Here is a 20,783-nt window from a genome sequence, read left to right as displayed (position 1 = left end):
GCCGGCGAATTATTTAGTCTGGTCGGCCGACGTAGCAGCGGATTCGCGTGAAATGTGAGTCCCGTCGCCTCAGTCGGCGCCTGTTCCCGCCGTGTGAGACGCGGGCTGGCCCGTGTCGGTACCAGCATCGTCCCCGGACTCCGCCTCGGCCGCCAGCGTCTCCACGTTCGCGAAGACGAAGCCGGCGAACCCGACGCGGAGCAGGAGGTCGAGGTACTCCAGCGTCACCGCCGCGGTGAACTGATCGAACAGCCCGGCGATCTGGAGCATCGCCCACGCGATCAACACGCCGAACGCGAACAGCGCGAGGTTCCGCGTCTTCGTGAAGAACAGCTCGCGTTCGGGCGGCTGCCGGGCCGCCGCGCCCGCGAGCGGGCCGAAGAACAGCCCGAGCAGGACGACGTAGCCGACGAGGATGGCGAGGGTGCCCGCGGCCGCGAGCGGCCCCGCGAACACCTCGGCGAAGTCGTAGCCGAGCCGCATCGCGGCGGTGATCGCGACGACGCCGACCACGTAGCGCCGGCTCGCCCCGGAGACGAACGCCGCGAACCCGAACAGGAACGGGTACGCCACGTAGTCGGAGAGCAGTTGCCCGGCCTCCAGCGTGCCGTTCGCGACCGCAAACGTCCCGATCCCGGCGCCCCACAGCCCGATCCCGGCGCCCGCGGCCGCGACGACCGCGACGAACGGGTAGCAGTATCGGCGTAGGTCGGCGGGCTTGCGCCGCGCCAAGGCGAGCAGCGCGACCGCGGAGACCGCGTACACGCTCGCTGAGGCGAACCGCACCGTCGACGGCTCAATCATCGGCGCTCACCTCCGCGTCGCCGGCGGTCGGACTCGCGGCGGCCCCGGCCCCGCCCCCGACATCGGCCGCGTCCGCACGCGTGTCGAACTGCGCGAGCCGGTCGGTGAGCGACGCGGTCCGCTCCGAGAGCGCCGTCGCCATCTCCGCGAGGTCGCCCACCGTCTCGGCCGTCTCGTCGGCGGTCGCCGCGAGCGACCGGGCGCGGTCGGCGGCGTCGGTCGCCGAGCCGTGGACCGCCTCGACGCGCGCCGCGACCGACTCGATTCCCTCGGCGCCCTCGTCGGTCGCCCGCGCGATGTCCGCCATCGCGACGTCGACGTCCTCGACGGTGCCGGTGAGCTCCTCGATCGCCTCGCCCGCGGCCTCGACCGCCGCGGTCGTCTCGTCGAGCTCCGTCATCGTCCGGTCCATCTCGCCCGCGACCGCGGAGACGTCCTCCGTCACCTCGCCGACCGTCGCCTCGATCTCCGTCGTGGACTCGCGCGTCTCCTCGGCGAGCTGCTTCACCTCGTCGGCGACCACCGCGAACCCGTCGCCGTCGCCGCCCGCCCGCGACGCCTCGATCGAGGCGTTCAGCGCGAGGATGTTCGTCTGCTCGGCGATGTCCGCGATCACGTCGGTCGTCTCCGCGACGCCGTCCATCCGGTCGTCGAGCCCGGCGACGAGCTCGTCCAGCTCCGCCAGCAGCTCGCCGATCGCCGCGATCGCCTCGACCGCCTCGGTCGCCCGCCGCTCGCCCTCCGCGCCCAGCTCGGCGGCGGCGGTGGCGTCGCCCGCCACCTCGTCCGTCGTCGACGCGATCTCCTCGACGGTCGCGGAGAAGTCGTCGGTATCGGCGGCCGTCTCGCGCAGCCGGTCGGTCTGTTCGTCCAGTTCGTCGGCCAGCGCGCGCATCTCGGCGGCCACCTCCTGGTTCATCGCGGCCACGTCGTCGGCCGCCGCGGCCATCTCCTCGCTCGTGGCCTCCACGTCGCCCGCGAACGCCTGAATGTCCTCGACGGTCGTCGAGAGCCCGCCGGTCATCTCGTTGTAGGCGGCCGTGATGCGCTCGATCGCGTCCACGTCGCCGTCGGCGTCGAGCCGGCGGGTGAGGTCGCCCTCCGCGGCGTCCTCCATGGCGCCGCCGATCTCCTCGGCGCGCTCCAAGAGGGTGTCCGACAGCTCCTCGGCCTCCTCGCGGGCCGCCTCCGCCTCGGACTGCGCCCGCTCGGACTCCGCGACCGCGTCCCGGAGCGACCGTCGCGTCTCGTCGAAGGCGTCGAACAGCCGGCCGATCTCGTCGCCGCGGTCGGACGTGGCGCGAGCGTCGAACTCGCCGCGGCCGACCGCCTCGGCCGTCTCCGTCAGCCGCCGCAGCTCGACGGCGACGTTGCCGACCAGCACGATGCCCAACAGGCCGAGGTTCAGCGTGACGACCACGCCGACCGACGCCAGCGCCGCGGTCGCCGCCGCCGGCGTCCCCACGGTCGCGACGTGGGTCCCGAAGAGGGCGATGAAGCCGAGCGTCACGGCGAGCGTCGCGAGGACGGCCGCCCCGACCCGCCGACCGTACCGCGCGGTGATCGCGTTCATCATCTGTTGTTCGCCCGGAGCGAACTGCCCTACTTAGGAGTAAAGACCAAATTACACGACATGATAATTTGCTCGCGCGGCGGGGGTCGTGAAGCGAGCGCGGCGGAGGCGTCGGACCTCCGTCGGAGGGCGTTCGGGACCGGTGTTTTTCCCGCGGCCGCGCCACGGGCGACCATGCCCAGCGTCAGCGAGACGTACATCGAGAACCGCCAGCGCGTTCAGCCCACCCACACGAACAACTACGCCTCCGCGCACGGGGGGAACGTCGTCAAGTGGATGGACGAGATCGGCGCGATGTCCGCGATGCGCGCCGCCGGCGAGACCTGTGTCACGGCCAAGATCAACGGGCTCGACTTCAAGCGGCCGGTCCCGCAGGGCGACACCTGCGTCATCGAGTCGTACGTGTACGCGGTCGGACGCACGAGCCTCCGGACGCGGATCCGCGCGTACCGCGAGTCGCCGCGCACGGGCGAGCGCGAGCTCACCACGGAGTCGTACTTCGTGTTTGTCGCCGTCGACGCCGAGGGGAACCCGACGCCCGTCCCCGAACTCGAGATCACGGGCGAGCGCTGCCGCGAACTCCGCGACGAGGCGCTCGCCGCGGAGCCGGACGAGGATCGATAGGAACCCCGACAGACGGCGTCGTCCGGGTTCGGTTATGAATCGGGACCAATGCCAATTTGTTGTACTTGAAACACAACGAAAAGCGGTAACACAGTTGTGGTCGTACCACAACGTACAAAGCCGATGCCTGCCACGGTCGTGTATCGGGAGGCGTCGGAGAAACCGGACGGCAGCCGGTACGAGATGGTCGCGTGGCGGGTCCCGGAAAACGAGGAGTACCCGGAGGGGGTGAAGTACAGCCTCCAGTACATGGACGATGACGGCGACACGCTCCTCCGCTACGACAACGCGCCGCACCACCGAGACATCGGGCGACATCGTCGGCACACGCACACGGGAGAAGTCACCAAACTGGACTTCACCGGTCTCGCCGACCTGATCACCGACTTCCAAGCCGAGGTGAACGACATCCATGACCGACGAACCAACTGACACCCACCCCACCCACGACGAATTTACTCCTGACCCGAACGATGCCGAGTACCCCTCGACGCTCCGAATCACGTCGCTGCCGGCAGAACAGGCACAGGCGGCAGCGATCGAGCGCGCCGAGCGCTGGGAGGACGGCGAGGCGGTCCCGCACGTGGTCAACTTCGAGGACCGTGCGCGGCTCCGCCAGTTGCTCACGGACCGCCGGATGGAGCTCTTAGAAGCCGTCATGGAGCGCCCGCCCGAGAGCATCCGCGCGCTGGCGGACCGGCTCGACCGCGACGTCCACGTCGTCCACGACGACCTGTCGCTGTTGGCCGACTACGAGATCGTCCACTTCGAGGCGGACGGCCGCGCGAAGCGGCCGTACGTCCCCTACGAGACGGTGCGGATCGAAGTCGAGTTCGGACTGCCACGCGGCGACGAGTCGGAGTCGACGGCGTCGGCGTGACGCGCGTGTCGTCGGGCCCGCGTCGAGGCCGCGCACGTCGACGCCGACCCGTCGGTCAGTAGTCGCCGAGCACGCCGAGCCGCCGCGCCCGCCCCGTCGCGTACTGGAAGACGAGGTAGCCGCCGAGCAGGTAGCCGACCGCGACCGCGACGAGCAGCGCCAAGTCCGCGAGCGGGAACTCCCACAGCCGCACGCCGTCGACCATCACGCGCTGGAGCATGGCGCTGCCGTGCGCCAACGGGAGCACGCGGGTCCACGGCAGGTCGAAGACGGGCGCGGAGATCAGTCCGACGAAGCCGAACTGGAGCAGGTTGAGCCAGTTGCCGATCCGCTTGTACAGCACCGTCACGCCGCCCGCGGCGAAGCCGAGGCCGAGCACCGAGACGATCGACAGGCCGGCGACGACGACGACCGTCACCGGCGCGAGGCTGAGCCGCGTCCCGGTCGCGAGGAGCATCACCGCGAGGATCACCGCGCTCGTGAGGAACGTCCGCACCACCTTCGCGACCCCCTTCAGCAGCGCGACGGGCGCGAAGCCGAACGGCGTAGTGATGTGGCGTTCGAGGGTGCCCCACTGCACCTCGCTGCCGATGTCGTTCGACACCGACGAGTACGCGCCCACCGCCAGCGTCCACAGGAAGTAGCCGACGACGATCCCCTCGATCGAGTCGGCGAGCGCCTGCCCCGCGAGCAGCTGGCCGCCGAGGAACAGCGCGGCGAAGAAGAACAGCGACACCACGATCCCCCCGATCGCGTTGGCCGGGTACCGCACGAAAATGAGGAACTCCCGATAGAGGACCGCCCGCGCCAAGTGGTAGTAGGTGGCCGGCCGGGGCTCGTCGCCGGTCGCGGGTTCGTCGCCGGTCGCGGGCTCGTCGCCGGTCGCGGGACCGGCGGTCGGGGACGCGTCCGGGGGCCGCCCGCCCCCGCTCACGAGGACTCACCTCCGAGCCCGGCGCCGGCGGCGTCGGGAACGGTGCCGGTGCGTTCGAGGAACACGTCCTCGAGGTCCGGCTGGACCGTCCGGATGTCGGAGACGGTGACGCCGGCCGCGCGGAGCGCGTCCGTCAGCTCGTACAGTCGGTCGCCCCCGGCGGCCACCGTCACCGCGGGCGGGGTCGCCTCGCGGTCGACCCCGACGATTTCGAACCGCTCGCGGAGCCCGTCGACCGTCTCCGCGTCCAGGTCCGGGCTCGCCACGCGCACCGCGTCGCTCGCGGCGGCGCCCAGCAGCGCCTCGACGGTGTCGTCCGCGACGATCCGACCGTTCGACAGCATCACGACACGGTCGCACACCGCCTCGATCGTCGTCATGTCGTGGCTGCTGACGACGATGGTGAGCCCCTCCTCGGCGGCGAGCCGGCGCAGCTCCGCCCGCAGCGTCCGCGCGCTCTCGACGTCGAGCCCGAGCGTCGGCTCGTCGAGGAAGACCAGCTCGGCGCCGCCCGCCAGCACGCTCGCGAGCGACACCTTCTGTTTCATGCCACGCGAGAGGTCGCGAACCGGCGTGTCGGCCTTGTCGGCCAGGTCGAGGCGGTCGAGTAGCCGGTCGTGGCGCGCCGCCACCGAGTCGGGGTCGACGCCGCCGATCGTCGCGAAGTACCGGAGGTTCTCCCGGACCGTGAGCCGCCAGTAGTCGTTTCGCGCGCCCTCCAGCATCGCGTCCACGTCCGCGTAGGCCGCCCGGCGACCGTCGCGCACGTCGGTGCCGAACACCCGCACCGACCCCGCGTCGGGGATGACGATCCCCAGCGCGCACTTGATCAGCGTCGTCTTGCCCGCGCCGTTCGGCCCGAGCAGACCCACGACCGACCCGCGCTCGACCCTGAGGCTCACGTCGTCGACCGCGACCACGGCGTCGTCGCCGTCACCGAACCGCTTGGTGAGCCCCTCGACCGCGAGGGCCGGCGGGCCGGGCTGATAGTCGGGCGATTCCGCGCCGCGTGTCGCGTCCGTCTCGTCGCGCTCGCGGGGACCGCCGCGCGCGCTCGTCGCGCTCCGTGCCATCGCCCCCCGTACGGGCCGGCGGCGGATATATCCGCGCTCGCCGGCGACCCCCGGTGTGGACCTCGACCGCTTCGCCGCGGACGCCCCCTGCGACGACGCGCCCGGCGACGCCCGCGTCTGCGTCGTCGCGACCCGGCCGGACACCTTCGAGCGCTGCCGCGACGGCTTCTACCCCGCGCCGCGGTCGTACGACCGCACCCGCGCTGCCTTCGACTACATGGCCTTCTATCGGACCGCGCCGGCGTCCGCGGTCACGCACTACGCCCGCGTCGTCGACCGGACCGAACAGACCCGAGGCGAGCCGGGACCGATGGCCGAAGCCGACTGGGAGGCGCTCATCGACCCGTTCTCCGGGGAGCGCGTCGTGATCGTCTTCGCGTTCGACGACCTCGTGCCGCTGGAGCGCCCCGTCGAGAACGACCTGAACGGCGTGCGCGGCGCGTGGTACTGTACCGTCGCAGATCTGCGCGCGGCGGAGACGCTGTCGGGGCTCCGCGACCGGTCCGAAACCTGATCTGCCGGGCGAGTCCGCCCGTCCGTCACGGCCCCGTAACGCCGACGGCGTAGAGAGAGTTCGCCGCCAATTTTAAGTGAGTGGGTGTAAAGAGCGTTTTACTGTAAAGCGCGGTTGACACCGCGTGCGCCACGCCATGACCGACAGACCGTCACGCCCGGTCCGGGTCCCCGCGCCCGCGGCCGGTCAGGGAGGTGAGCCCGCATGATAGAGCCCGTCACCGCCGTCGCGCTCGGCTACATACTGGTGCTGTTCGCCGTCGGAGCGTACGCCGAGCGGCGGTTCGCCGCGGCCGATCCGCTGTTGAGCGTCCCCGGATGGGTCCGCACCGTCGTCGCCGGACTCGCGCTGGGCGGCCCCTGGCTGGTGTACTTCGCCGGCCTGCTGCCCGTCTCGGACGGCGCCGTCGCCCACGCGGTGGTGCTGACCGCCGCGCTGGTGCTGTGGGTGCTCGCCGAGCGGGTGGTCGGGGTCGCCGACCGAGGCGGTGCCGGTGCCTGCTGACGCCACCGGGCCGTCGAGCGAGGACTGGCTCGCGGCCCGGACCCGCTACCGCCGGCTGTCGACGGGGTCGCTGCTCGGCGGCGTCGCCGGCCTGTTGACCGCCGACGCCGCCGGCTTCCCGCTGGTCGCCGTCGGCGTCTACTGGCTGGGGGTCGTCGGCTTCTTCGCGGTCCGGCGGGCGGCGCCGATGACGCTGTTCGACGAGCGCGACTGCGCCCTGGAGCGCCGCGCCAGCTACGACGCCCTGCGCGTGGTCGGCGGCGCGCTCATCGTCGGGGCACCGGCGGCCGCCGCCCTGGAGCAGACGGGCCGGCTGACCGTCCCGCCGGTCGTCGACGGGGCGCTGTTCGGCGTCGCGACCACCTTCGGCGTCTTCGGGCTCGCATACCTCGCCCGGCGGTACGCATGAGAAACGACGTCCGCGAGCGCCGGGAGGCGGCGGGGCTCAGTCAGGGCGACCTCGCGGCCGCGCTGGAGGTGTCCCGACAGACGGTCAACGCCATCGAGCGGGACCGCTACGACCCCTCCGTCGAGCTCGCGTTCAAGCTCGCGCGGTTCTTCGACTGCCACATCGAGGAGCTGTTCGACCCCGACCTCGACTGGGAGCCGCCCCGGGAGTGAGTGGCGGACGGGAATCGGCGTCGACGCGTGGATTCGCGCCCCCGGACGGTGTTCTCCACGGGAGAGGCCCGACGCCGCGTCGACGTCACCCGCCGTCGGCGCGCACCGAGGAGGTCGCCGCGTCGACGCGCGCGATCCGTTCGCGGTCGCCCGGCTCGGTCGCGGCGTGATCGGGATGGAGACACGCGAACAGCGCCTCCAGCGAGTCGACGAGCCGGTGGCTCGGTCGGTTGAACAGCCCGTTGCCGTCGACGGCGTAGACGCGACCCTCCACGACCGCCGCGATCTCGTCGGACCCGGGCCGTGCCGCGAGGTCGTCGACCGCGTCGACGGCGCGGTCGCGGTCGAACCCGCAGGGCGCGACGACGAGCGCCTCCGGGTCGTGTGCCCGCAGGTCCTCCCACGCCACCGGCTCGGAGGGGCCGTCCGGCTGGAACGCGGGGTCGCCGCCCGCGAGTTCGACCATGTCGCGCACCCAGTGGCCCGCCCGGAGCGGCGGGTCGGTCCAGTCGAGGACGGCGACGCAAGGGCGTCCTTCGTCGGCGACCGCCCGCTCGGCGCGCTCGCGGACGGTCTCGACGCGCCCGCGGACCTCGTCGCGGAGGTCGCTCGCGGCCGCTTCCTCGCCGACCGCGGCGCCGATCCGCGCCACGTCGTCGAGCGCGTCCCCGAACGAGTGGGGGTCCAAGGCGAGCACGTCGGGCTCGGGGTCGAGGCGCGCGGCGGCCGCGCGGACCTCGCTCGCGTCGACCGCGCAGACGTCGCAGGTCGCCTGCGTGACGAGCAGGTCGGGGTCGAGGGCGGCGAGCCGATCCTCGTCGAGGTCGTAGACGGCGCCGTCGACCTCGCGCATCTGCTCGTCGATGTCGGCCGCGGAGCGGTCGGCGTGGTCGACGACCGTGCTCGTCAGCGTCGGCAGGTCGCGGGCCGCGGGCGGGTGGTCGCCGCTGTGCGACACGCCGACCGGCTCGACGCCGAGCGCGAACAGCGTCTCGGTGGCGGAGGGGAGGAGGGAGGCGACGCGCATACGTGAGGGGAGGCGCTCGGGGACCAAAAGTCAGGGGTTCGGCTCGCCGACGACGTCGGCGGCCGCCGCCGCGTACGCGGCCGCGAGGTCGCCGTTCGGGAGGGCGTCGCGCGCGGCCGCACAGCCCCACCGGACCCGGTCACGCCGCTCGCCGGGTGGGAGCTTGTTCGTCGCCACCGTCTCCGCGGTGTCGAGCAGGGCGCGCGCGGTGTCGGCGTCGCCGCGCTCGGCGGCCGCCCGCGCCTCCGCGAGCAGTTGGTCGAGGCTCGCCCGCACGTCGTGGGGGACCTCGTCGGGGTCGGTCACGGCTGCGTTCGGTCCTCTTTGCCCTCGCCCGCCAGCCTCGCGAACGCGAACTCGGTACTACTCCCGAGGGGGTCGGTCGCGGTCCGCGTCTCGACGTCGGTGAACCCCGCCGCCCGGAGCTGGTCGAGCGTGCGCTCGCGGCCGGGCGCGGAGAAGAACATCTCCCCGCCCATCCAGCCGCGGCGAACCGTCTCGAACCGGCCGCTCGGGAGGGTCATGAGAACCCGGCCACCCGGGCGGAGGACGCGGGCGAACTCGTCGTACACCTCGGGGTGGCGCTCGCGCTCGACGTGAAACACCGCGTGGTACGCCGTGACCGCGTCGAAGCGGTCGGCCGCGAACGGGAGCGCGGACATCTCGCCGTGGACGAGGCGGGCGTCGGGCACCGTCTCGGCCGCGAGCTCGAGCCCGCGCCGGGAGACGTCGAGTCCGACGCTGCCCGGCGGCAGGTTCGCGAGCGTGCGGGCGCCGTCGCCGCAGCCCACGTCGAGGACGGACGGATCGGCGGCGGAGTCGGTCTCGGGGTCGTCCGCGAGGGCGTCGCGCAGGTCGTCGATCAGCGCCGCGTCCGAGCCGTCGGGGTCGCGGCGGGCGGCGTACGTCTCCGCGACCTCGTCCCACGCGCGGCGCACCGCGTTGCGGTCCATGCGGGGCGTACGAGCGCGAGCGACAAGATTGCTCGGGCGAATCGGCGAGGATGGGGCGTCGGCTGCGCGGGGGTCAGCGAACCGACGACTCGCCCGTAACGACGCGGGGCCGGCGAGACGACGGTCGGGCATTTATGCCGCTGCCGCGCGACGCCGACGCATGGAGATTCTCCACACCTGCCTGAACGTGGCGGACGCCGACCGGGCCGCCGACTGGTACGTCGACGAGCTCGGGTTCGAGCGCTCCTGGGAGTTCACGGTCGCGGACGGCGACACGCGCAACGTGTACGTCGCGGACGGCAACGGCGTCGAGTTCCAGCTGTCGGACACGCCCGGGGAGGCGCCGAGCGCGGACGGCGACCGCTACGACCACGTCGCCGTCGGCGTCGACGACGTGGACGCGGCGTTCGAGGACGTCGATCACCACGGCGTCGTGGAGGCGCCGACCGACCACCCGGAGGCCGGCGCGCGGGTCGCCTTCGTGAAGGACCCCGACGGCCACGTCGTCGAGCTGATCGAGTCGCTCTGATCGGTCGCGGCCGGTTCGGAAATGAGGTCCGGGACGCGATCGACACTGTGCGCCTGCCTCGCCGCCGACGGAGATCAGGTCCTCGTACCACCACCGCGTGTCGATGCCGTTCTTCCGGAAGCTCAACACCGTGCCGCCCCAGTCCCCATCACGGGCGGCCGCGACCAGCGGCTCGCGGGCGACCGGCTTGCCGTTCGGCGCCACCGCGTCCCCCAGTCGAGGAACACCTCGGCAGCGTCGCTGTCGGCCGCCGAGCGCATCATGTCCTCGTCGCGATCTGGCGGACTCGGCACGGTGGCAACCGGAGGGCGGATCGGGGTCGCCGAGGTCGGACGTGGGCCGGACGACCGTGAAAAGAATACTGCGTTCGCCGACGAGGTCTCAGGCGACGAAACCGGCGGTCACCGAGACGGGGGGGGGAGGGCCGAACGGGGCGACCGACGGAACGCCGACCCGCGTTGTTCGGGTAGAGGGGGAGAACACACGTCTGCGGGGACCTTTGTCGGCGATCGGATACAACGCCCTCGGTCGGATATGAATTACGCTGACACAGACAAAACAAACGACAATGTGATCATAATCGTCAATATCGTCCCGATAATCAGCTGATATATGAACGATCTCGACGTGCCGAAACGTGTCCATATCGTTCCGCTGGGATACGAATTGGACCGGATCGTCCGTCCGGTCGTCGACGGGAACGCCGACGAGGTGATCCTCCTCGAACCCGACGCCGACAAAGAGGGCGTCGACCGACCGTCATACCACGAGACGGCCCGTCAACGCGTTCGAGACGAAGGGATTCGGACCGAGACCGTCGAGTGCGACATCTTCAATCTCTTCAGTTCGCTCGGGACGATCGCCGAGATCTCGAACCGTCTCCGTGACCACAACGTCTACGTGAACCTCGCGTCGGGGTCGAAGGTGACCGCGATCGGCGGGATGATCGCCTGTATGGTCACCGGCGCGATCCCGTACTACGTCCACGCGGAGGAGTACGCGGGCGGCGAGGAGCGACCGGTGGCCTCGGGCGCGAAGCCACCGGAGACACTCCCGAAGTACCCGATCGAGGAGCCGAACGCCGAACGCGTCGCCGTCCTCGCGTACGTCGAACGGAACCAGCCCGTCACCAAGAGAGAACTCATCGACTACGGCCGCCGGGAAGGCCTCCCTTTCGTCGAGCGCTACGACACCGATGGGGTTCAGAACCCGAAACGCGGGTACTACCGGCGGCTCAACACGCACGTCGTCGAGCCGCTTGAGAGCCGCGGGTTCCTCGAGGTCGAGGAACACTCCAAGTATCAATACCTTTCCGTCACCGAGAGCGGATCGAACCACCTGCGCGCGTTCCGCTACCTGCTCCGCGACTGAGTCGAGCCGCGATCGATGACTCACCCCCGCGGCCTCACGAATCCGGCACCGCAGCCTGCCCACGCCTACGCGTTCGGGGCGGGCCGTGCGAACCAGTACCCGTACCCGAACGGAACAGCGCCCGTCACGACGCCGAACAGCACCGCGAGCGGCCCGAAGACCAGCCCGACGACCCCGAGCGCGCCCGCGATCGCCGCCGTGGCGAGGAGCCCGATCCCGAGCGTCACACCGGCGAGCAAGGCCCAGCGTCGCTGCGCGGCGAGCACGCCGGCGAGGGCGCCCGACGCGACGACGGTCGCGCTCGCGGGGCCGGTGACGAAGCGGGAGAGCGAACCGCTCTCGAACAGGGCGGTGCCGGCGAGCGCGACCGGGAGCCCGAGCGCGGCGACCGCGGCGGCTCGACGCGGGGTGAGGAGGCGGTCGCGCGTCGGCTCTCGGTAGCGGTACGCGAGGAGGCCGAGCGCGACCGCGACGTACCCGCGGCCGACCGGCGTGAGGACGAAGCCGACGGCGGCGCTCGCGACCTGCGCGAAGACGGCCGCCTCGCTTTCGACCGCGACGGCGTAGTACGCCCCGTCCTGCCGGTACAGTCCCGACCGGATGGTCGCGTTCGTCGCGGTCCCCTCGTCGATGGCGGTCCGCACGCCGGGCGACGCGTTGGCGACCGGGCGCGCGACGGCGTCGAACACCGTCTCGGGGTCGGTCTCCCGCATCTCGATCGTCGCGTTCGTCGTCTCGCCGCGCGTCGAGAGCGACCACTCGTAGTAGGTCCCGTCGTACGCGACGTACGGCGGTTCCACGTCCCCGATCGCGGTGTACAGCTCCGGCGAGAGCGACCCCGCGAACGATCCGGTCGCGGCGGCGGTCCGGACCGGCTCCCTGTACCGCTCAGGGGTGTCGGCGAGCCGCTCGTCGAGGTCGGTGACGTTGCGCGACGCGTCCGCGACCGGGGCCGGGTCCTCGCCGGGTTCGACGGCCGTCGCCTCGTAAGTGATCTGCGTGTCGCCCGCCGTCGCGTGGAAGGCGAAGCTGAGTCCGAGACCGACGACGAGGAGGGCGATGATCGCGACCGTTCGGGCGGAGGGAGGCACGGACCGGAATACATGAGAAGCAGTTGTAAATTTGTGGTTCGGGAGTCGGACGAGGCCGAGATGGGGCGGTCGCTCGGGGCCGGCGACGCACGATAGAAAATCGGGGTTCGAGGCGGGGTCGTGCCCGACCGCGTCAGTCGTCGGCCGGGGCGCGCGGCTCCGCCGGGGGCTCGGTCTCCTCCGTCTCGCCCGCCGGCTCGTCGACCGCGTCGACGTCGGGGGTGTCGTCGAGCTCGTCCGCCTCCTCGGACCGGTGACGCGCCTGGACCTCCTCCCAGGTCATCGCCTCGTCGTGGTGGTGACACATGACAACGAGTAGCAAGGGACGAACGCTTCTAAAGGTTACGCCGAATCGAACGGGAGACACGTTCTCGCGGCCGGTTACGCGTCGCCGTGGGGCTTCACCAGCACCTTGATCGCCTCGCGCTCGTCCATCATCCGGTACCCTTCGGCCACGTCGTCGAGGCCGACCGTCTCGGTGAAGACCGGCGCGGGGTCGAGCGTCCCCTGGAGCACGTCCGTCATCAGCTCCTCGGCGTACGCGCGGACGGGGGCGACGCCGCCCGCGAGCGTGACGTTCTGGCCGAACATGCCGAACACGTCGAGTCCCGCCTCCTCGACGCCGTAGGGGACGCCGACGTACCCGATCGTCCCGCCGGGACGGACGGCGTCGATCGCGGTGTTCATCGCGCTCGCGGCGCCGACGCACTCCATCACGTGGTTCGGCCCGCCGTACGTGAGCTCGCGGATCCGCTCGACGGCGGCCTCGCCGCGCTCGGAGACGGTCTCGGTGGCGCCGAACTCCGCGGCGAGTTCGAGGCGGTCCTCGTGGTGCCCGACCGCGACGATGCGCTCGGCGCCGAGCCGGCGGGCCGCGAGGACGCCGCAGAGCCCGACCGCGCCGTCACCGATGACGGCCACGGTCGACCCCTCCTCGACGCCCGCGCTGACGGCCGCGTGATGGCCGGTGCCCATGACGTCGGTGAGCGGGAGTAGCGACCGGAGCGTGTCCTCGTCGTCGGCGTGCCGGTCTGGGACGCGGACGAGGGTGCCGTTGGCGTGGGTCGAGCGGACGTACTCGCCCTGGCCGCCGCCGTTGTCGCCGCCCCACGAGTCGCCGTTCTCGCAGGACGTGTGGAGCCCCTTCCGGCAGAACTCGCACTCGCCACAGGAGATGGCGAAGGGGGCGAGGACGCGGTCGCCCGGGTCGACGGCGGTGACGTCGTCGCCCACCGCCTCGACGATTCCCATCGGCTCGTGGCCGACCGGGGAGCCTGCGTCGCGGTCGCTGTCGCCGCGGTAGAACCAGAGGTCGGAGCCGCAGATCGCGGTGTGGGTGACGCGGACGATCGCGTCCGTGGGGGCCTCGATCTCGGGGCGGGGTCGCTCTTCGACGCCGATCTCGCCGGGGCCGTTGAAGACGGCTGCGCGCATACCGTCGATGCGGCGCGAACGCACAAAAGCGCGGCGTCAGCGATCCCGTCGGCTCAGATCCCGCCGCCGGCCATCGCGAACAGCGCGACGGCGATGACCGCGAACAGCCCGCCCACGCCCGCCTTGATCGTCCCCGTGTCCAGCGCCGTCGAGACGTACGGCGCGACCTGGCCGCCGAGCGTCGTCGCCGGGACCGTCCAGACGACCATGTTCCACGGCGTCGTCGCCAGGTCGATCGCGTGGCCGCCGACCAGTCCGCCGCCGAACACGTGAACCACCGAGGCCAGCACGGCCGTCGTCGCGACGACGATGTGGTTCGTGCCGATGGCGACGCGCACCGGCACCTGCGTGCGGAGCATCGAGATGATCCCGAGCTCGCCGATGCCGAAGCCGGCGAGCCCCTGGAACACCCCGCCGACGCTGTAGTTGAGGAACCGTTCGAGGTAGCCGCCCCGGGAGTACGTGTAGTCGTCGCCGTCGCGGTCGACGCGGGTGACGGTGCCGGAGTCGTCGGTGTCGACGCCCGCGGGCCCGAGCTTGTTCTCGTCGTCGGGGAGGTCCCGCGCCGACCCGCCGTCGGTCGCGACCTCCTCGTCCGCCTCGCTTTCGGTCGGGTCGCCGTGAGCCAGATTGGCCTTGAAAAGCAGGTACGCGGCCGCCAGCAGGGCGATCCCCAACAGCGCGTGGAACAGGGGCTCGGGGATGACGAAGGAGAGCAGCGCCCCGCCGACCACGAAGGGGATACCCCCCAGCACGAGCGACAGCGAGAGACGCCGGTCGACGAGCCCGTACTGGATGAACGCGAGCGACGAGCTCGACAGGCCGAACGACTCGCTGATGAGCCCGATCTGTACCAGCGTCGTCGGCTCCAGGGGATACGCGACCAGCGGGAAGACGAAGATGAGGAACGGCACGAACAGCGCCGACCCGCTTATTCCGACGGTGTTGACGACGGTGGCGCCGGTGGCGAACGCCAGGAACAGCCACCAGTACTCGGTCCAGTAGCCGACCCCGGCGTCGGGGGGCGTCGGCGCGAAGGCGTACACCCCCGCGACGAACAGGAGCGGGGCGAGGAACACGAAGACGTGCTGATAGCGCAGAAAGGCGCGCTGAACGTCGCTCGACAGTGACGTGCTCATTGAGGCGTGGAACGCGAATTACGTGTGATGTCATAAATTCGTTTCCACACGTCACGATAGTTATGAACGATCGTCAACGTCTATGATTCCGCCGTAGCGGCCTTCGTGACGGCGAAGGACGAACGGCCGATCGAACGTTTCCGCGGCCCGAAATGAACGCACTGTGACAGAAAAGAAACGGTTAAACGGAGCCGTCGGTCACCCGTGGATCGAACGATGACGCGGAAGATCGGGACCGCGGCGCGCGGCGGTTCGGGGACGACGACGGGCGCTCTGCGAGCGCGGGGGACGGCACGGTGAGTGACGGCCCAACCCTGCGGATCGGCGAGGAGTCGGGCGACGCCGACGACTCCGTCCCGGCGCCGGTGCCGCCGGACGACCCGGAGGCGTGGTACGCGCCCGACGTCCGGGCGCAGTACGAGGCGGCTCCCGGCGTGGTCGCGACGGTCCGCGAGCGCGACGGCGGGCGGTTCGGCTACGACGTCCGCGAGCCGCCGCTGTCGCCCGCCGACGAGCGCGCGCTCGAGCGCGTCCGCAACCACTTCTCGGCGGTCGGCCACCGCCGCCCGCTCACGCGGGTCGGCGTCGTCGAGCGCGCCGAGCGCGGGTTCGAATCGAAGTACGAGCAGGCGATCGACCGACTGGTCGACGCGAGCGCTGCCGCGCGCCGGCGGATCGATTACCACGCGCTGCGGGAGTTCCGGCTGCTCGGCGAGCTCACCCCGGTCGCCTTGGACGACCGGATCGCGGTGGCCGACATCGGAGACGACCGCGAACTGGTGGTCCACACCGAGACGTTCGCCCCGCTCGAGACCGGCATCGACGCGGACGCCGACTACGTCGAACGGGTGGCCGCCGAGCGACTTGCGCAGTACGCCGTCGAGTTCGCCGGGCTCGCGGTCGACGTGGTCGTCTACCGCGAGCGGCTGCTCGGCTCCGACGCGTTCGAGACGAAGTACGCCGTGTTGGAACCGGACCTGCTCCCGGGCGACGAGGCGCTCATCGAAGAGTGTAAATCGCGGATCTGGGAGACCACCGTGAGCGACGTGGTGGAGGACCGCGAGTCGTTCGTCGCCGCCCGCGCGCGCCGATTCCTCTCGCGGCGGCTGACCGCGCGTAACACCCGCGAGTGGTTCGACGCCGCGGTCCACCGGGTGAGGTCGGCGCTCGCTGACCGGGGGCTCGCCGCGCCGCCGGTCGACTCGCGGTACGCCCGCGACCGGCTCGACGACCTGGCGTACTACGTGTTGCGCGACTTCGTCGGGGAGGGGATCCTCACGGTCCCGATCCGCGACCCCCACCTCGAAGACGTGGAGGCGAACCGCGTCGGCGAGCGCGTGAAGGTCGTTCCGCGGGCGTCGATGCTTTCGGGCGCGGCGGGCGAGGCGGAGAGCTTCGAGGCCGACGACGCCCCCGAAGCCGGCGCCCGTATCCCGACGAACCTCGCGTTCGGAGAGGAGACGACGTTCGTCAACGTCGTCACGGGGATCGCCGCCCGCGACGGCACGGAGCTGAACGCCTCGACGCCCTCCGCGAAGGTGAACCTCGAACTGGACGGGGTGCCACAGACGATCCGGTGTGCGGTGGCGCTCCCGGTCATCTCCGAGGGCGGCCCGCACGTCTCGATCCGGAAGCAGCGGGCGGACGCGCTCACACCGGTCGACCTGATCGGTCGGGGAACGCTGTCGTCCGACCTGGTGACGCTCTTGTGGCTGCTGTACGAACACCGCGGCGTCGTCCTCTTCGCCGGCCCGACCGGCGTGGGAAAGACGACGCTGCTGAACGCCCACGCGCCGTTCATCCCCTTCGACGCCCGCCCGGTCTCCGTCGACGAGGGGTCCCGCGAGGTCCGACTTCCCCACGAGACGGGCGTCTCGCTCACCACCCGGGACCACGAGGACGCCTACAAGTCGGTGGGCATGGCGGAGCTGATGACCGAAGCCAACTACCTGAATCCCGACGTCGAGGTGATAGCCGAGATCAACACGCCCGAGAGCTTCGAGACCTTCGCGGAGAGCCTGAACACCGGCCACGGCGTGATCGGGACGACGCACGCGGAAGACGTCGAGGCGCTGGCCAACCGCCTCCGCGACCGGGACCTGTCCGCCCGTCTGCTCCGCGAGGTCGACCTCGTCGTCTTCCCCCGACAGGTCGACGGCGAGCGCTACGTCTCCCGGGCGATCGAACCCCTCTCCGAGGCCGCGTACGACGGCCTCGACCCGGAGGCGAAACGGAGCCCGACCGGCGACCCGAAACGGGGCGGGGCGGGCGTCGTCGAGACCGGCGCAGAGTCCGTCCCCTACAACACGGTCGCCTGGCGCGACGGCGACGGGGCGTTCCGATTCCCCGGTGCCCCGGGCGGCGACGGAGCCGAGGGAGCGGGCGCGACTCGGTCGAGCGACGCTCCGGGCGGCGGTCGCGGGGGTGGCCCGCGGTTCCGCGTGTTCGACCGGATCGCGAACCGGACCGATCGGGACCGCGAGGCCGTCGCCGCCGAGTTCGAATCGAAGCGCCGGTACGTCGAGTACCTCGTGCGGGACGGGGTCGACGGCCCGGACGAGCTCTTCGAGTTCCTCGCCGACCTGCGCACCGACGAGGCGGCGACCGTCGAGCGCGCCGCCCGGACGATGGATCGGGGCGACGAGAGAGCCGAGCGCGCGGAGGAGGGGCGGCGGTGAGCCGGCGTCGCACGACCGGGACGGCCGGGGCGGGCGCGAACGAGTCGCTCGCGACGGGCGGCCGGCTGGCGGTCCTCGACCGCGTCTGCTACGCGCTGTTCGCGCGGCACGCGAGCGACCGCCGACACGACGCCGATCGGAAGCGGTACCGCGGCACCGCGCTCGACACCGGCTTCGAGACGTACCTCTCGCGGGCCTACGGCCTCTCGTGGGTCGTCGCGGTCGCCGTCTTCCTCCCGGCGTTGGTCGTCGCCGCGGGGGCCGCGCCCGCGGTCGCGGCCGCGGTCGAGGCGCGGTTCGGCGCGGCGCTGCTCTCGTCGGGACCGACGGCGGCGCCCGCGCCGACGCCGGACTCGGTCGGCCCGCTCCGGACCGGGCGGGCCGCGCTGCTCGTCGCGGTCGCGGTCGCGCTCCTCGCGAAGCGCGCGACCGTGGCGGCCGCCGGGCTCGGCCTCCGGTGGGTGGCCTCGACGCGTCGGACGGACATCGAGCGCACTCTCCCCGGGGCGGTGCGGTACCTCGAACTGCTCTCCTCGGGGAGCGACGAGCCGCGGGCGATGCTCCGGAAGGCGGCCGACGGCGACGCGTACGGCGGCACCGCGACCTCGCTGCGAAAGGCGCTCAACGCCGCCCGCCTCGCCGGGAGCTTAGACGAGGGGCTCCGGCGGGTCGCCCGGGACACGCCGTCGCGGGAGCTGCTCGCGCCGTTCCTGTTGAAGTTCCGGAAGCACGCCGCGACCGGCGACGCGGCGCTCTCGGAGTTCCTCGCGACCGAGCGCCGAATGTTATCCCACCGACAGGACCGCGCCCGGAAGCGGGCCCGGCGGTTCCTCGAACTGCTCACGGAGCTGTTCGTCGCCCTGCTGGTGTTGCCGGCGCTGATCGTCATCGGCGCGACCGCGCTGTCGGTCGTGATCCCCGAGCTGCTCCCGCCGGTTCCCACGCCCGTCGGCGTGGTGCCGACGCGGGCGGTCGTCCTCTACGGGGCGGTCGCGTTCCTCGTCGCGTTCGGCCTCGCGGCCGCGGTCGCGGTCGGGACGCTCCGGCCGCCGAGCCAGCGCGCGAGCTACGAGACGCCCGCGAGCCCGCGGGCGGTCCTCGAGACGGCCGGCCGCAACCCCGCGAGCACGGCGGTCGTCGTCGCGGGGCCGGCCGCCGCGCTCGCGGGCTGGCTCGCGCTCGCGGGCTACACGCTCGTCAACGTCGTCCTGCTCGGGTACGCCGCCTTCGCGGTGCCGGTCGGACTCGTCGCGGCGCGACGCACCCGGATCGACGACGCGAAGGACCGCGAGCTGGCCGACTTCGTCCACGCCGTCTCGGGCCACGTCGCGCAGGGGCGTCCGCTCGAAGCCGCGGTCGCGGCGGTCGCGCGCGACGCGGACCTCGGCGTCCTCGACGACGACGTGGCCGACCTCGCGTTCGCGCTGCGCTCGACGACGGCGCCCGAGGAGGCGACCCGAGCGGGCGCCGGCCCCGCCGGGGAACCGGCCGCGGTCGACGTCCGCGCGGCCGCGATCGATCGGTTCGTCGACCGCGTGGGAACCCCCCTGGCGGCCGCGACCCTCGGGCTCGTCACGGGCGCGCTGAACGCCGGCGGCGACGCCGACGCGGTGTTCGAGACGCTCCGGATCGAGGTCGGGCGGCTGTACAGCGAGCAGCGCGCGCTCCGCTCGTCGATGCAGCCGTACATCGCGGTCGGCTGGGGCGCGGCGGTCCTCGTCGCCGGCGTCGTCGCGGTCGTGAACACGCAGGTGGTCGACGCCGCGCGCCTCGCTGAGATCGCCGCCGCCTCGGAGGCGGTCTCGAAGCCGAGCGGGGTTCATCCGGAACTGGAGCGCTTCCGGCTGTACGTCGTCACGCAGGCGACGGTGCTGGCGTCCGGGTGGTTCGCCGGGACCGCGGCTCGGGGGCGCTACGCCGCGCTGCTTCACTCGGGCGCGCTGGTGGCGTGCTGTTACGTGGTGTTCACGGTCGGTGGGCTGGTGTGAGGTCGCAACGCCGGCGGTGGGGGCGCCGCGCCGACACGACCCTTTTCTGCCGCCCCCGCGTATATCGAACCCCATGGACGAGAAGACCGCCGACCTCCGCGACCTGTTCGTCGAGGCCACCGGCGCCGAGACGGTCACCGAGCGCCAGGACGCGGAACGGGGAACCCTCGTCGACCGCGACGACGAGGCCACGGACGAGCGCCTCCGCGACCTCGTCGCCGCGATGCGCGAGCGGTACGGCTTCTCGACGCCCCTCGACGACGCCGCCTACGCGCTGGTCGCCCGCGGCCGGTTCGCGGACGAGGGCGACGCCGCGATCGCGGCGGCGATCCGGGAGGCGCTCGAAGCGCGGGAGATGGGTGACGGCGATACCGAGGTCGACGCCGAGACGGTCCGAAAGGCACGCCTCGACCTCCACCTCGTCCGCGAGTCGGACCGCGAGGTCGACGTGGACGGCGGCGGGGGCGAGGAGGGCGCCGATCCGCCCTTCGAGTACGCCGACCTGAAGCGCCTGACCGCGGCCGGCAACTCGATCGTCGAGTGCGCCGAGGAGCTGGAGGCCCCGCCGGACACGGTCGCCCGGTACGCCGCGGTCGCGCGCACGGATATCGCCTCCACGCGGGCGAACGACCGCTTCCGCGACGCGTTCCGCGACCTGCTCACCGACGCCGACATCGAGGGGTCGCTCGCGAGCGACGCCCGCGAGGACGGCCTCCGCGAGGCGACCGAGGACATCGAGACCGACGTGTCGTTATAAGTAGCTCACGGTGGATCGGCGGCGAACACCGCCGAATTTCCCGCCGCTCTTTTATAAATAGTTACTGACGGGTCCGCGACGAACACCGCCAAAGCCCCAGCCGCGACGGCTCGGTGCGCTCGCTGCGGTCCTCGTCACTCGCTTCGCTCGCTCCTGCGGTCCTTGCGTCGCGCGCCTTCGCCCTCGCGGCTGCCCCTTTGAGCCCCGCCCCACCGCACAGCGGCCGCACCTCACGCCTCCCCAGCCTCGTCGGCCGGCCTCCGCTTCGCTCCGGCCGCCCGACTCCCTC

At 72.1% G+C, this 20,783-nt stretch carries 23 protein-coding genes; 12 read left to right on the top strand and 11 right to left on the bottom strand.

Annotation, left to right across the window (positions count from 1 at the left end):
- Positions 1-69 precede the first annotated feature (69 nt).
- Both EXE42_RS08580 and EXE42_RS08575 read right to left on the bottom strand, forming a co-directional pair.
- Positions 70-804, bottom strand: coding sequence for a bacteriorhodopsin (locus EXE42_RS08580; protein ID WP_137694170.1), 735 nt, complete (start codon positions 802-804; stop codon positions 70-72).
- Complete coding sequence (locus EXE42_RS08575; protein WP_137706324.1) at positions 797-2,380, bottom strand: methyl-accepting chemotaxis protein; 1,584 nt, start codon at positions 2,378-2,380, stop codon at positions 797-799. The genes EXE42_RS08580 and EXE42_RS08575 overlap by 8 nt, the downstream gene beginning before the upstream one ends.
- A 171-nt stretch (positions 2,381-2,551) precedes the next feature.
- Here EXE42_RS08575 and EXE42_RS08570 point away from each other — a divergent pair, with 171 nt between their 5' ends.
- The 3 genes from EXE42_RS08570 (at position 2,552) to EXE42_RS08560 (ending at position 3,881) form a co-directional block, all read left to right on the top strand.
- Positions 2,552-3,001: an acyl-CoA thioesterase gene (locus tag EXE42_RS08570; RefSeq protein WP_092920752.1), complete on the top strand. Its 450-nt coding sequence runs from the start codon at positions 2,552-2,554 to the stop codon at positions 2,999-3,001.
- Positions 3,002-3,124: 123 nt separating this feature from the next.
- A complete protein-coding gene (locus EXE42_RS08565; RefSeq protein WP_092920751.1) occupies positions 3,125-3,433 on the top strand; it encodes a DUF6516 family protein in 309 nt (102 codons plus the stop codon).
- Positions 3,414-3,881 carry a transcriptional regulator gene (locus tag EXE42_RS08560; RefSeq protein ID WP_092920750.1) on the top strand — a complete coding sequence of 156 codons (468 nt, stop codon included), beginning with the start codon at positions 3,414-3,416 and terminating at the stop codon, positions 3,879-3,881. The genes EXE42_RS08565 and EXE42_RS08560 overlap by 20 nt, the downstream gene beginning before the upstream one ends.
- Positions 3,882-3,936: 55 nt before the next feature.
- On the opposite strand, the gene EXE42_RS08555 is transcribed toward EXE42_RS08560, so the two are convergent.
- Together EXE42_RS08555 and EXE42_RS08550 are read right to left on the bottom strand one after the other, a co-directional pair.
- The gene (locus EXE42_RS08555) at positions 3,937-4,815 is read right to left on the bottom strand and encodes an ABC transporter permease (protein WP_241988357.1); all 879 of its coding nucleotides are present in this window, start codon (positions 4,813-4,815) and stop codon (positions 3,937-3,939) included.
- Positions 4,812-5,888 (bottom strand): ABC transporter ATP-binding protein, encoded by a 1,077-nt coding sequence (locus tag EXE42_RS08550; RefSeq protein WP_137706323.1) that lies wholly within the window; start codon positions 5,886-5,888, stop codon positions 4,812-4,814. Before EXE42_RS08550 ends, EXE42_RS08555 begins: the two co-directional genes overlap by 4 nt.
- A 55-nt stretch (positions 5,889-5,943) precedes the next feature.
- On the opposite strand from EXE42_RS08550, the gene EXE42_RS08545 reads away from it, so the two are divergent.
- The 4 genes from EXE42_RS08545 (at position 5,944) to EXE42_RS08530 (ending at position 7,527) form a co-directional block, all read left to right on the top strand.
- A complete protein-coding gene (locus EXE42_RS08545; RefSeq protein ID WP_137706322.1) occupies positions 5,944-6,402 on the top strand; it encodes a hypothetical protein in 459 nt (152 codons plus the stop codon).
- A 204-nt stretch (positions 6,403-6,606) separates the two neighbouring features.
- A complete protein-coding gene (locus tag EXE42_RS08540; RefSeq protein WP_137694166.1) occupies positions 6,607-6,906 on the top strand; it encodes a hypothetical protein in 300 nt (99 codons plus the stop codon).
- The gene (locus tag EXE42_RS08535; protein WP_092921320.1) at positions 6,896-7,315 is read left to right on the top strand and encodes a hypothetical protein; all 420 of its coding nucleotides are present in this window, start codon (positions 6,896-6,898) and stop codon (positions 7,313-7,315) included. Before EXE42_RS08540 ends, EXE42_RS08535 begins: the two co-directional genes overlap by 11 nt.
- Positions 7,312-7,527, top strand: coding sequence for a helix-turn-helix transcriptional regulator (locus tag EXE42_RS08530; RefSeq protein ID WP_092920746.1), 216 nt, complete (start codon positions 7,312-7,314; stop codon positions 7,525-7,527). Before EXE42_RS08535 ends, EXE42_RS08530 begins: the two co-directional genes overlap by 4 nt.
- 85 nt (positions 7,528-7,612) lie before the next feature.
- Here the strand turns inward: EXE42_RS08530 and EXE42_RS08525 are convergent, their stop codons facing one another.
- Genes EXE42_RS08525 through EXE42_RS08515 form a run of 3 tightly spaced genes read right to left on the bottom strand, consistent with a single transcriptional unit; the run spans position 7,613 to position 9,507 of the window.
- Positions 7,613-8,554: an ABC transporter substrate-binding protein gene (locus EXE42_RS08525; RefSeq protein WP_137706321.1), complete on the bottom strand. Its 942-nt coding sequence runs from the start codon at positions 8,552-8,554 to the stop codon at positions 7,613-7,615.
- Between the two features lie 30 nt (positions 8,555-8,584).
- The gene (locus tag EXE42_RS08520) at positions 8,585-8,860 is read right to left on the bottom strand and encodes a hypothetical protein (RefSeq protein ID WP_137706320.1); all 276 of its coding nucleotides are present in this window, start codon (positions 8,858-8,860) and stop codon (positions 8,585-8,587) included.
- Positions 8,857-9,507 (bottom strand): class I SAM-dependent methyltransferase, encoded by a 651-nt coding sequence (locus EXE42_RS08515; protein WP_092920743.1) that lies wholly within the window; start codon positions 9,505-9,507, stop codon positions 8,857-8,859. The genes EXE42_RS08520 and EXE42_RS08515 overlap by 4 nt, the downstream gene beginning before the upstream one ends.
- Positions 9,508-9,667: 160 nt before the next feature.
- On the opposite strand from EXE42_RS08515, the gene EXE42_RS08510 reads away from it, so the two are divergent.
- Together EXE42_RS08510 and EXE42_RS08500 are read left to right on the top strand one after the other, a co-directional pair.
- Entirely contained in the window at positions 9,668-10,036 is a 369-nt protein-coding gene (locus tag EXE42_RS08510) for a VOC family protein (protein ID WP_092920742.1), read from the top strand.
- Between the two features lie 612 nt (positions 10,037-10,648).
- On the top strand, positions 10,649-11,407 hold the full coding sequence (locus EXE42_RS08500; RefSeq protein ID WP_092920741.1) for a DUF6293 family protein: 759 nt from the start codon (positions 10,649-10,651) through the stop codon (positions 11,405-11,407).
- Between the two features lie 65 nt (positions 11,408-11,472).
- On the opposite strand, the gene EXE42_RS08495 is transcribed toward EXE42_RS08500, so the two are convergent.
- The 4 genes from EXE42_RS08495 to EXE42_RS08485 form a co-directional block, all read right to left on the bottom strand.
- Complete coding sequence (locus EXE42_RS08495; protein WP_137706319.1) at positions 11,473-12,498, bottom strand: hypothetical protein; 1,026 nt, start codon at positions 12,496-12,498, stop codon at positions 11,473-11,475.
- Positions 12,499-12,631: 133 nt separating this feature from the next.
- Complete coding sequence (locus EXE42_RS19280) at positions 12,632-12,805, bottom strand: hypothetical protein (RefSeq protein ID WP_167603338.1); 174 nt, start codon at positions 12,803-12,805, stop codon at positions 12,632-12,634.
- Positions 12,806-12,879: 74 nt separating this feature from the next.
- Positions 12,880-13,932 carry a zinc-dependent alcohol dehydrogenase family protein gene (locus EXE42_RS08490; RefSeq protein ID WP_137706318.1) on the bottom strand — a complete coding sequence of 351 codons (1,053 nt, stop codon included), beginning with the start codon at positions 13,930-13,932 and terminating at the stop codon, positions 12,880-12,882.
- 53 nt (positions 13,933-13,985) lie between these two features.
- Complete coding sequence (locus EXE42_RS08485; RefSeq protein ID WP_092920738.1) at positions 13,986-15,071, bottom strand: sulfite exporter TauE/SafE family protein; 1,086 nt, start codon at positions 15,069-15,071, stop codon at positions 13,986-13,988.
- Positions 15,072-15,367: 296 nt separating this feature from the next.
- Here EXE42_RS08485 and EXE42_RS08480 point away from each other — a divergent pair, with 296 nt between their 5' ends.
- The 3 genes from EXE42_RS08480 to EXE42_RS08470 all read left to right on the top strand — a co-directional run bounded on the left by EXE42_RS08480 (position 15,368) and on the right by EXE42_RS08470 (position 20,494).
- Entirely contained in the window at positions 15,368-17,749 is a 2,382-nt protein-coding gene (locus tag EXE42_RS08480) for a type II/IV secretion system ATPase subunit (RefSeq protein WP_137694158.1), read from the top strand.
- Positions 17,746-19,737 carry a type II secretion system F family protein gene (locus EXE42_RS08475; RefSeq protein WP_137706317.1) on the top strand — a complete coding sequence of 664 codons (1,992 nt, stop codon included), beginning with the start codon at positions 17,746-17,748 and terminating at the stop codon, positions 19,735-19,737. The genes EXE42_RS08480 and EXE42_RS08475 overlap by 4 nt, the downstream gene beginning before the upstream one ends.
- A 73-nt stretch (positions 19,738-19,810) precedes the next feature.
- Positions 19,811-20,494, top strand: coding sequence for a hypothetical protein (locus tag EXE42_RS08470; RefSeq protein ID WP_092920735.1), 684 nt, complete (start codon positions 19,811-19,813; stop codon positions 20,492-20,494).
- Positions 20,495-20,783 lie beyond the last annotated feature (289 nt).

The sequence above is a fragment of the Halorubrum sp. SP3 genome, assembly GCF_005435195.1.
Lineage (GTDB): Archaea > Halobacteriota > Halobacteria > Halobacteriales > Haloferacaceae > Halorubrum > Halorubrum sodomense.
The sequence above is the reverse complement of the archived record's forward strand: the minus strand, read 5'-3'. Positions and strand labels throughout refer to the sequence as shown.

Excerpts from the sequence above, each read along its gene's own strand:
- EXE42_RS08580 (WP_137694170.1), bottom strand. The coding sequence starts at position 804 with ATGATTGAGCCGTCGACGGTGCGGTTCGCCTCAGCGAGCGTGTACGCG.
- EXE42_RS08575 (WP_137706324.1), bottom strand. The coding sequence starts at position 2,380 with ATGATGAACGCGATCACCGCGCGGTACGGTCGGCGGGTCGGGGCGGCC.
- EXE42_RS08570 (WP_092920752.1), top strand. The coding sequence starts at position 2,552 with ATGCCCAGCGTCAGCGAGACGTACATCGAGAACCGCCAGCGCGTTCAG.
- EXE42_RS08565 (WP_092920751.1), top strand. The coding sequence starts at position 3,125 with ATGCCTGCCACGGTCGTGTATCGGGAGGCGTCGGAGAAACCGGACGGC.
- EXE42_RS08560 (WP_092920750.1), top strand. The coding sequence starts at position 3,414 with ATGACCGACGAACCAACTGACACCCACCCCACCCACGACGAATTTACT.
- EXE42_RS08550 (WP_137706323.1), bottom strand. The coding sequence starts at position 5,888 with ATGGCACGGAGCGCGACGAGCGCGCGCGGCGGTCCCCGCGAGCGCGAC.
- EXE42_RS08540 (WP_137694166.1), top strand. The coding sequence starts at position 6,607 with ATGATAGAGCCCGTCACCGCCGTCGCGCTCGGCTACATACTGGTGCTG.
- EXE42_RS08530 (WP_092920746.1), top strand. The coding sequence starts at position 7,312 with ATGAGAAACGACGTCCGCGAGCGCCGGGAGGCGGCGGGGCTCAGTCAG.
- EXE42_RS08525 (WP_137706321.1), bottom strand. The coding sequence starts at position 8,554 with ATGCGCGTCGCCTCCCTCCTCCCCTCCGCCACCGAGACGCTGTTCGCG.
- EXE42_RS08515 (WP_092920743.1), bottom strand. The coding sequence starts at position 9,507 with ATGGACCGCAACGCGGTGCGCCGCGCGTGGGACGAGGTCGCGGAGACG.
- EXE42_RS08510 (WP_092920742.1), top strand. The coding sequence starts at position 9,668 with ATGGAGATTCTCCACACCTGCCTGAACGTGGCGGACGCCGACCGGGCC.
- EXE42_RS08500 (WP_092920741.1), top strand. The coding sequence starts at position 10,649 with ATGAACGATCTCGACGTGCCGAAACGTGTCCATATCGTTCCGCTGGGA.
- EXE42_RS19280 (WP_167603338.1), bottom strand. The coding sequence starts at position 12,805 with ATGTGTCACCACCACGACGAGGCGATGACCTGGGAGGAGGTCCAGGCG.
- EXE42_RS08490 (WP_137706318.1), bottom strand. The coding sequence starts at position 13,932 with ATGCGCGCAGCCGTCTTCAACGGCCCCGGCGAGATCGGCGTCGAAGAG.
- EXE42_RS08485 (WP_092920738.1), bottom strand. The coding sequence starts at position 15,071 with ATGAGCACGTCACTGTCGAGCGACGTTCAGCGCGCCTTTCTGCGCTAT.
- EXE42_RS08470 (WP_092920735.1), top strand. The coding sequence starts at position 19,811 with ATGGACGAGAAGACCGCCGACCTCCGCGACCTGTTCGTCGAGGCCACC.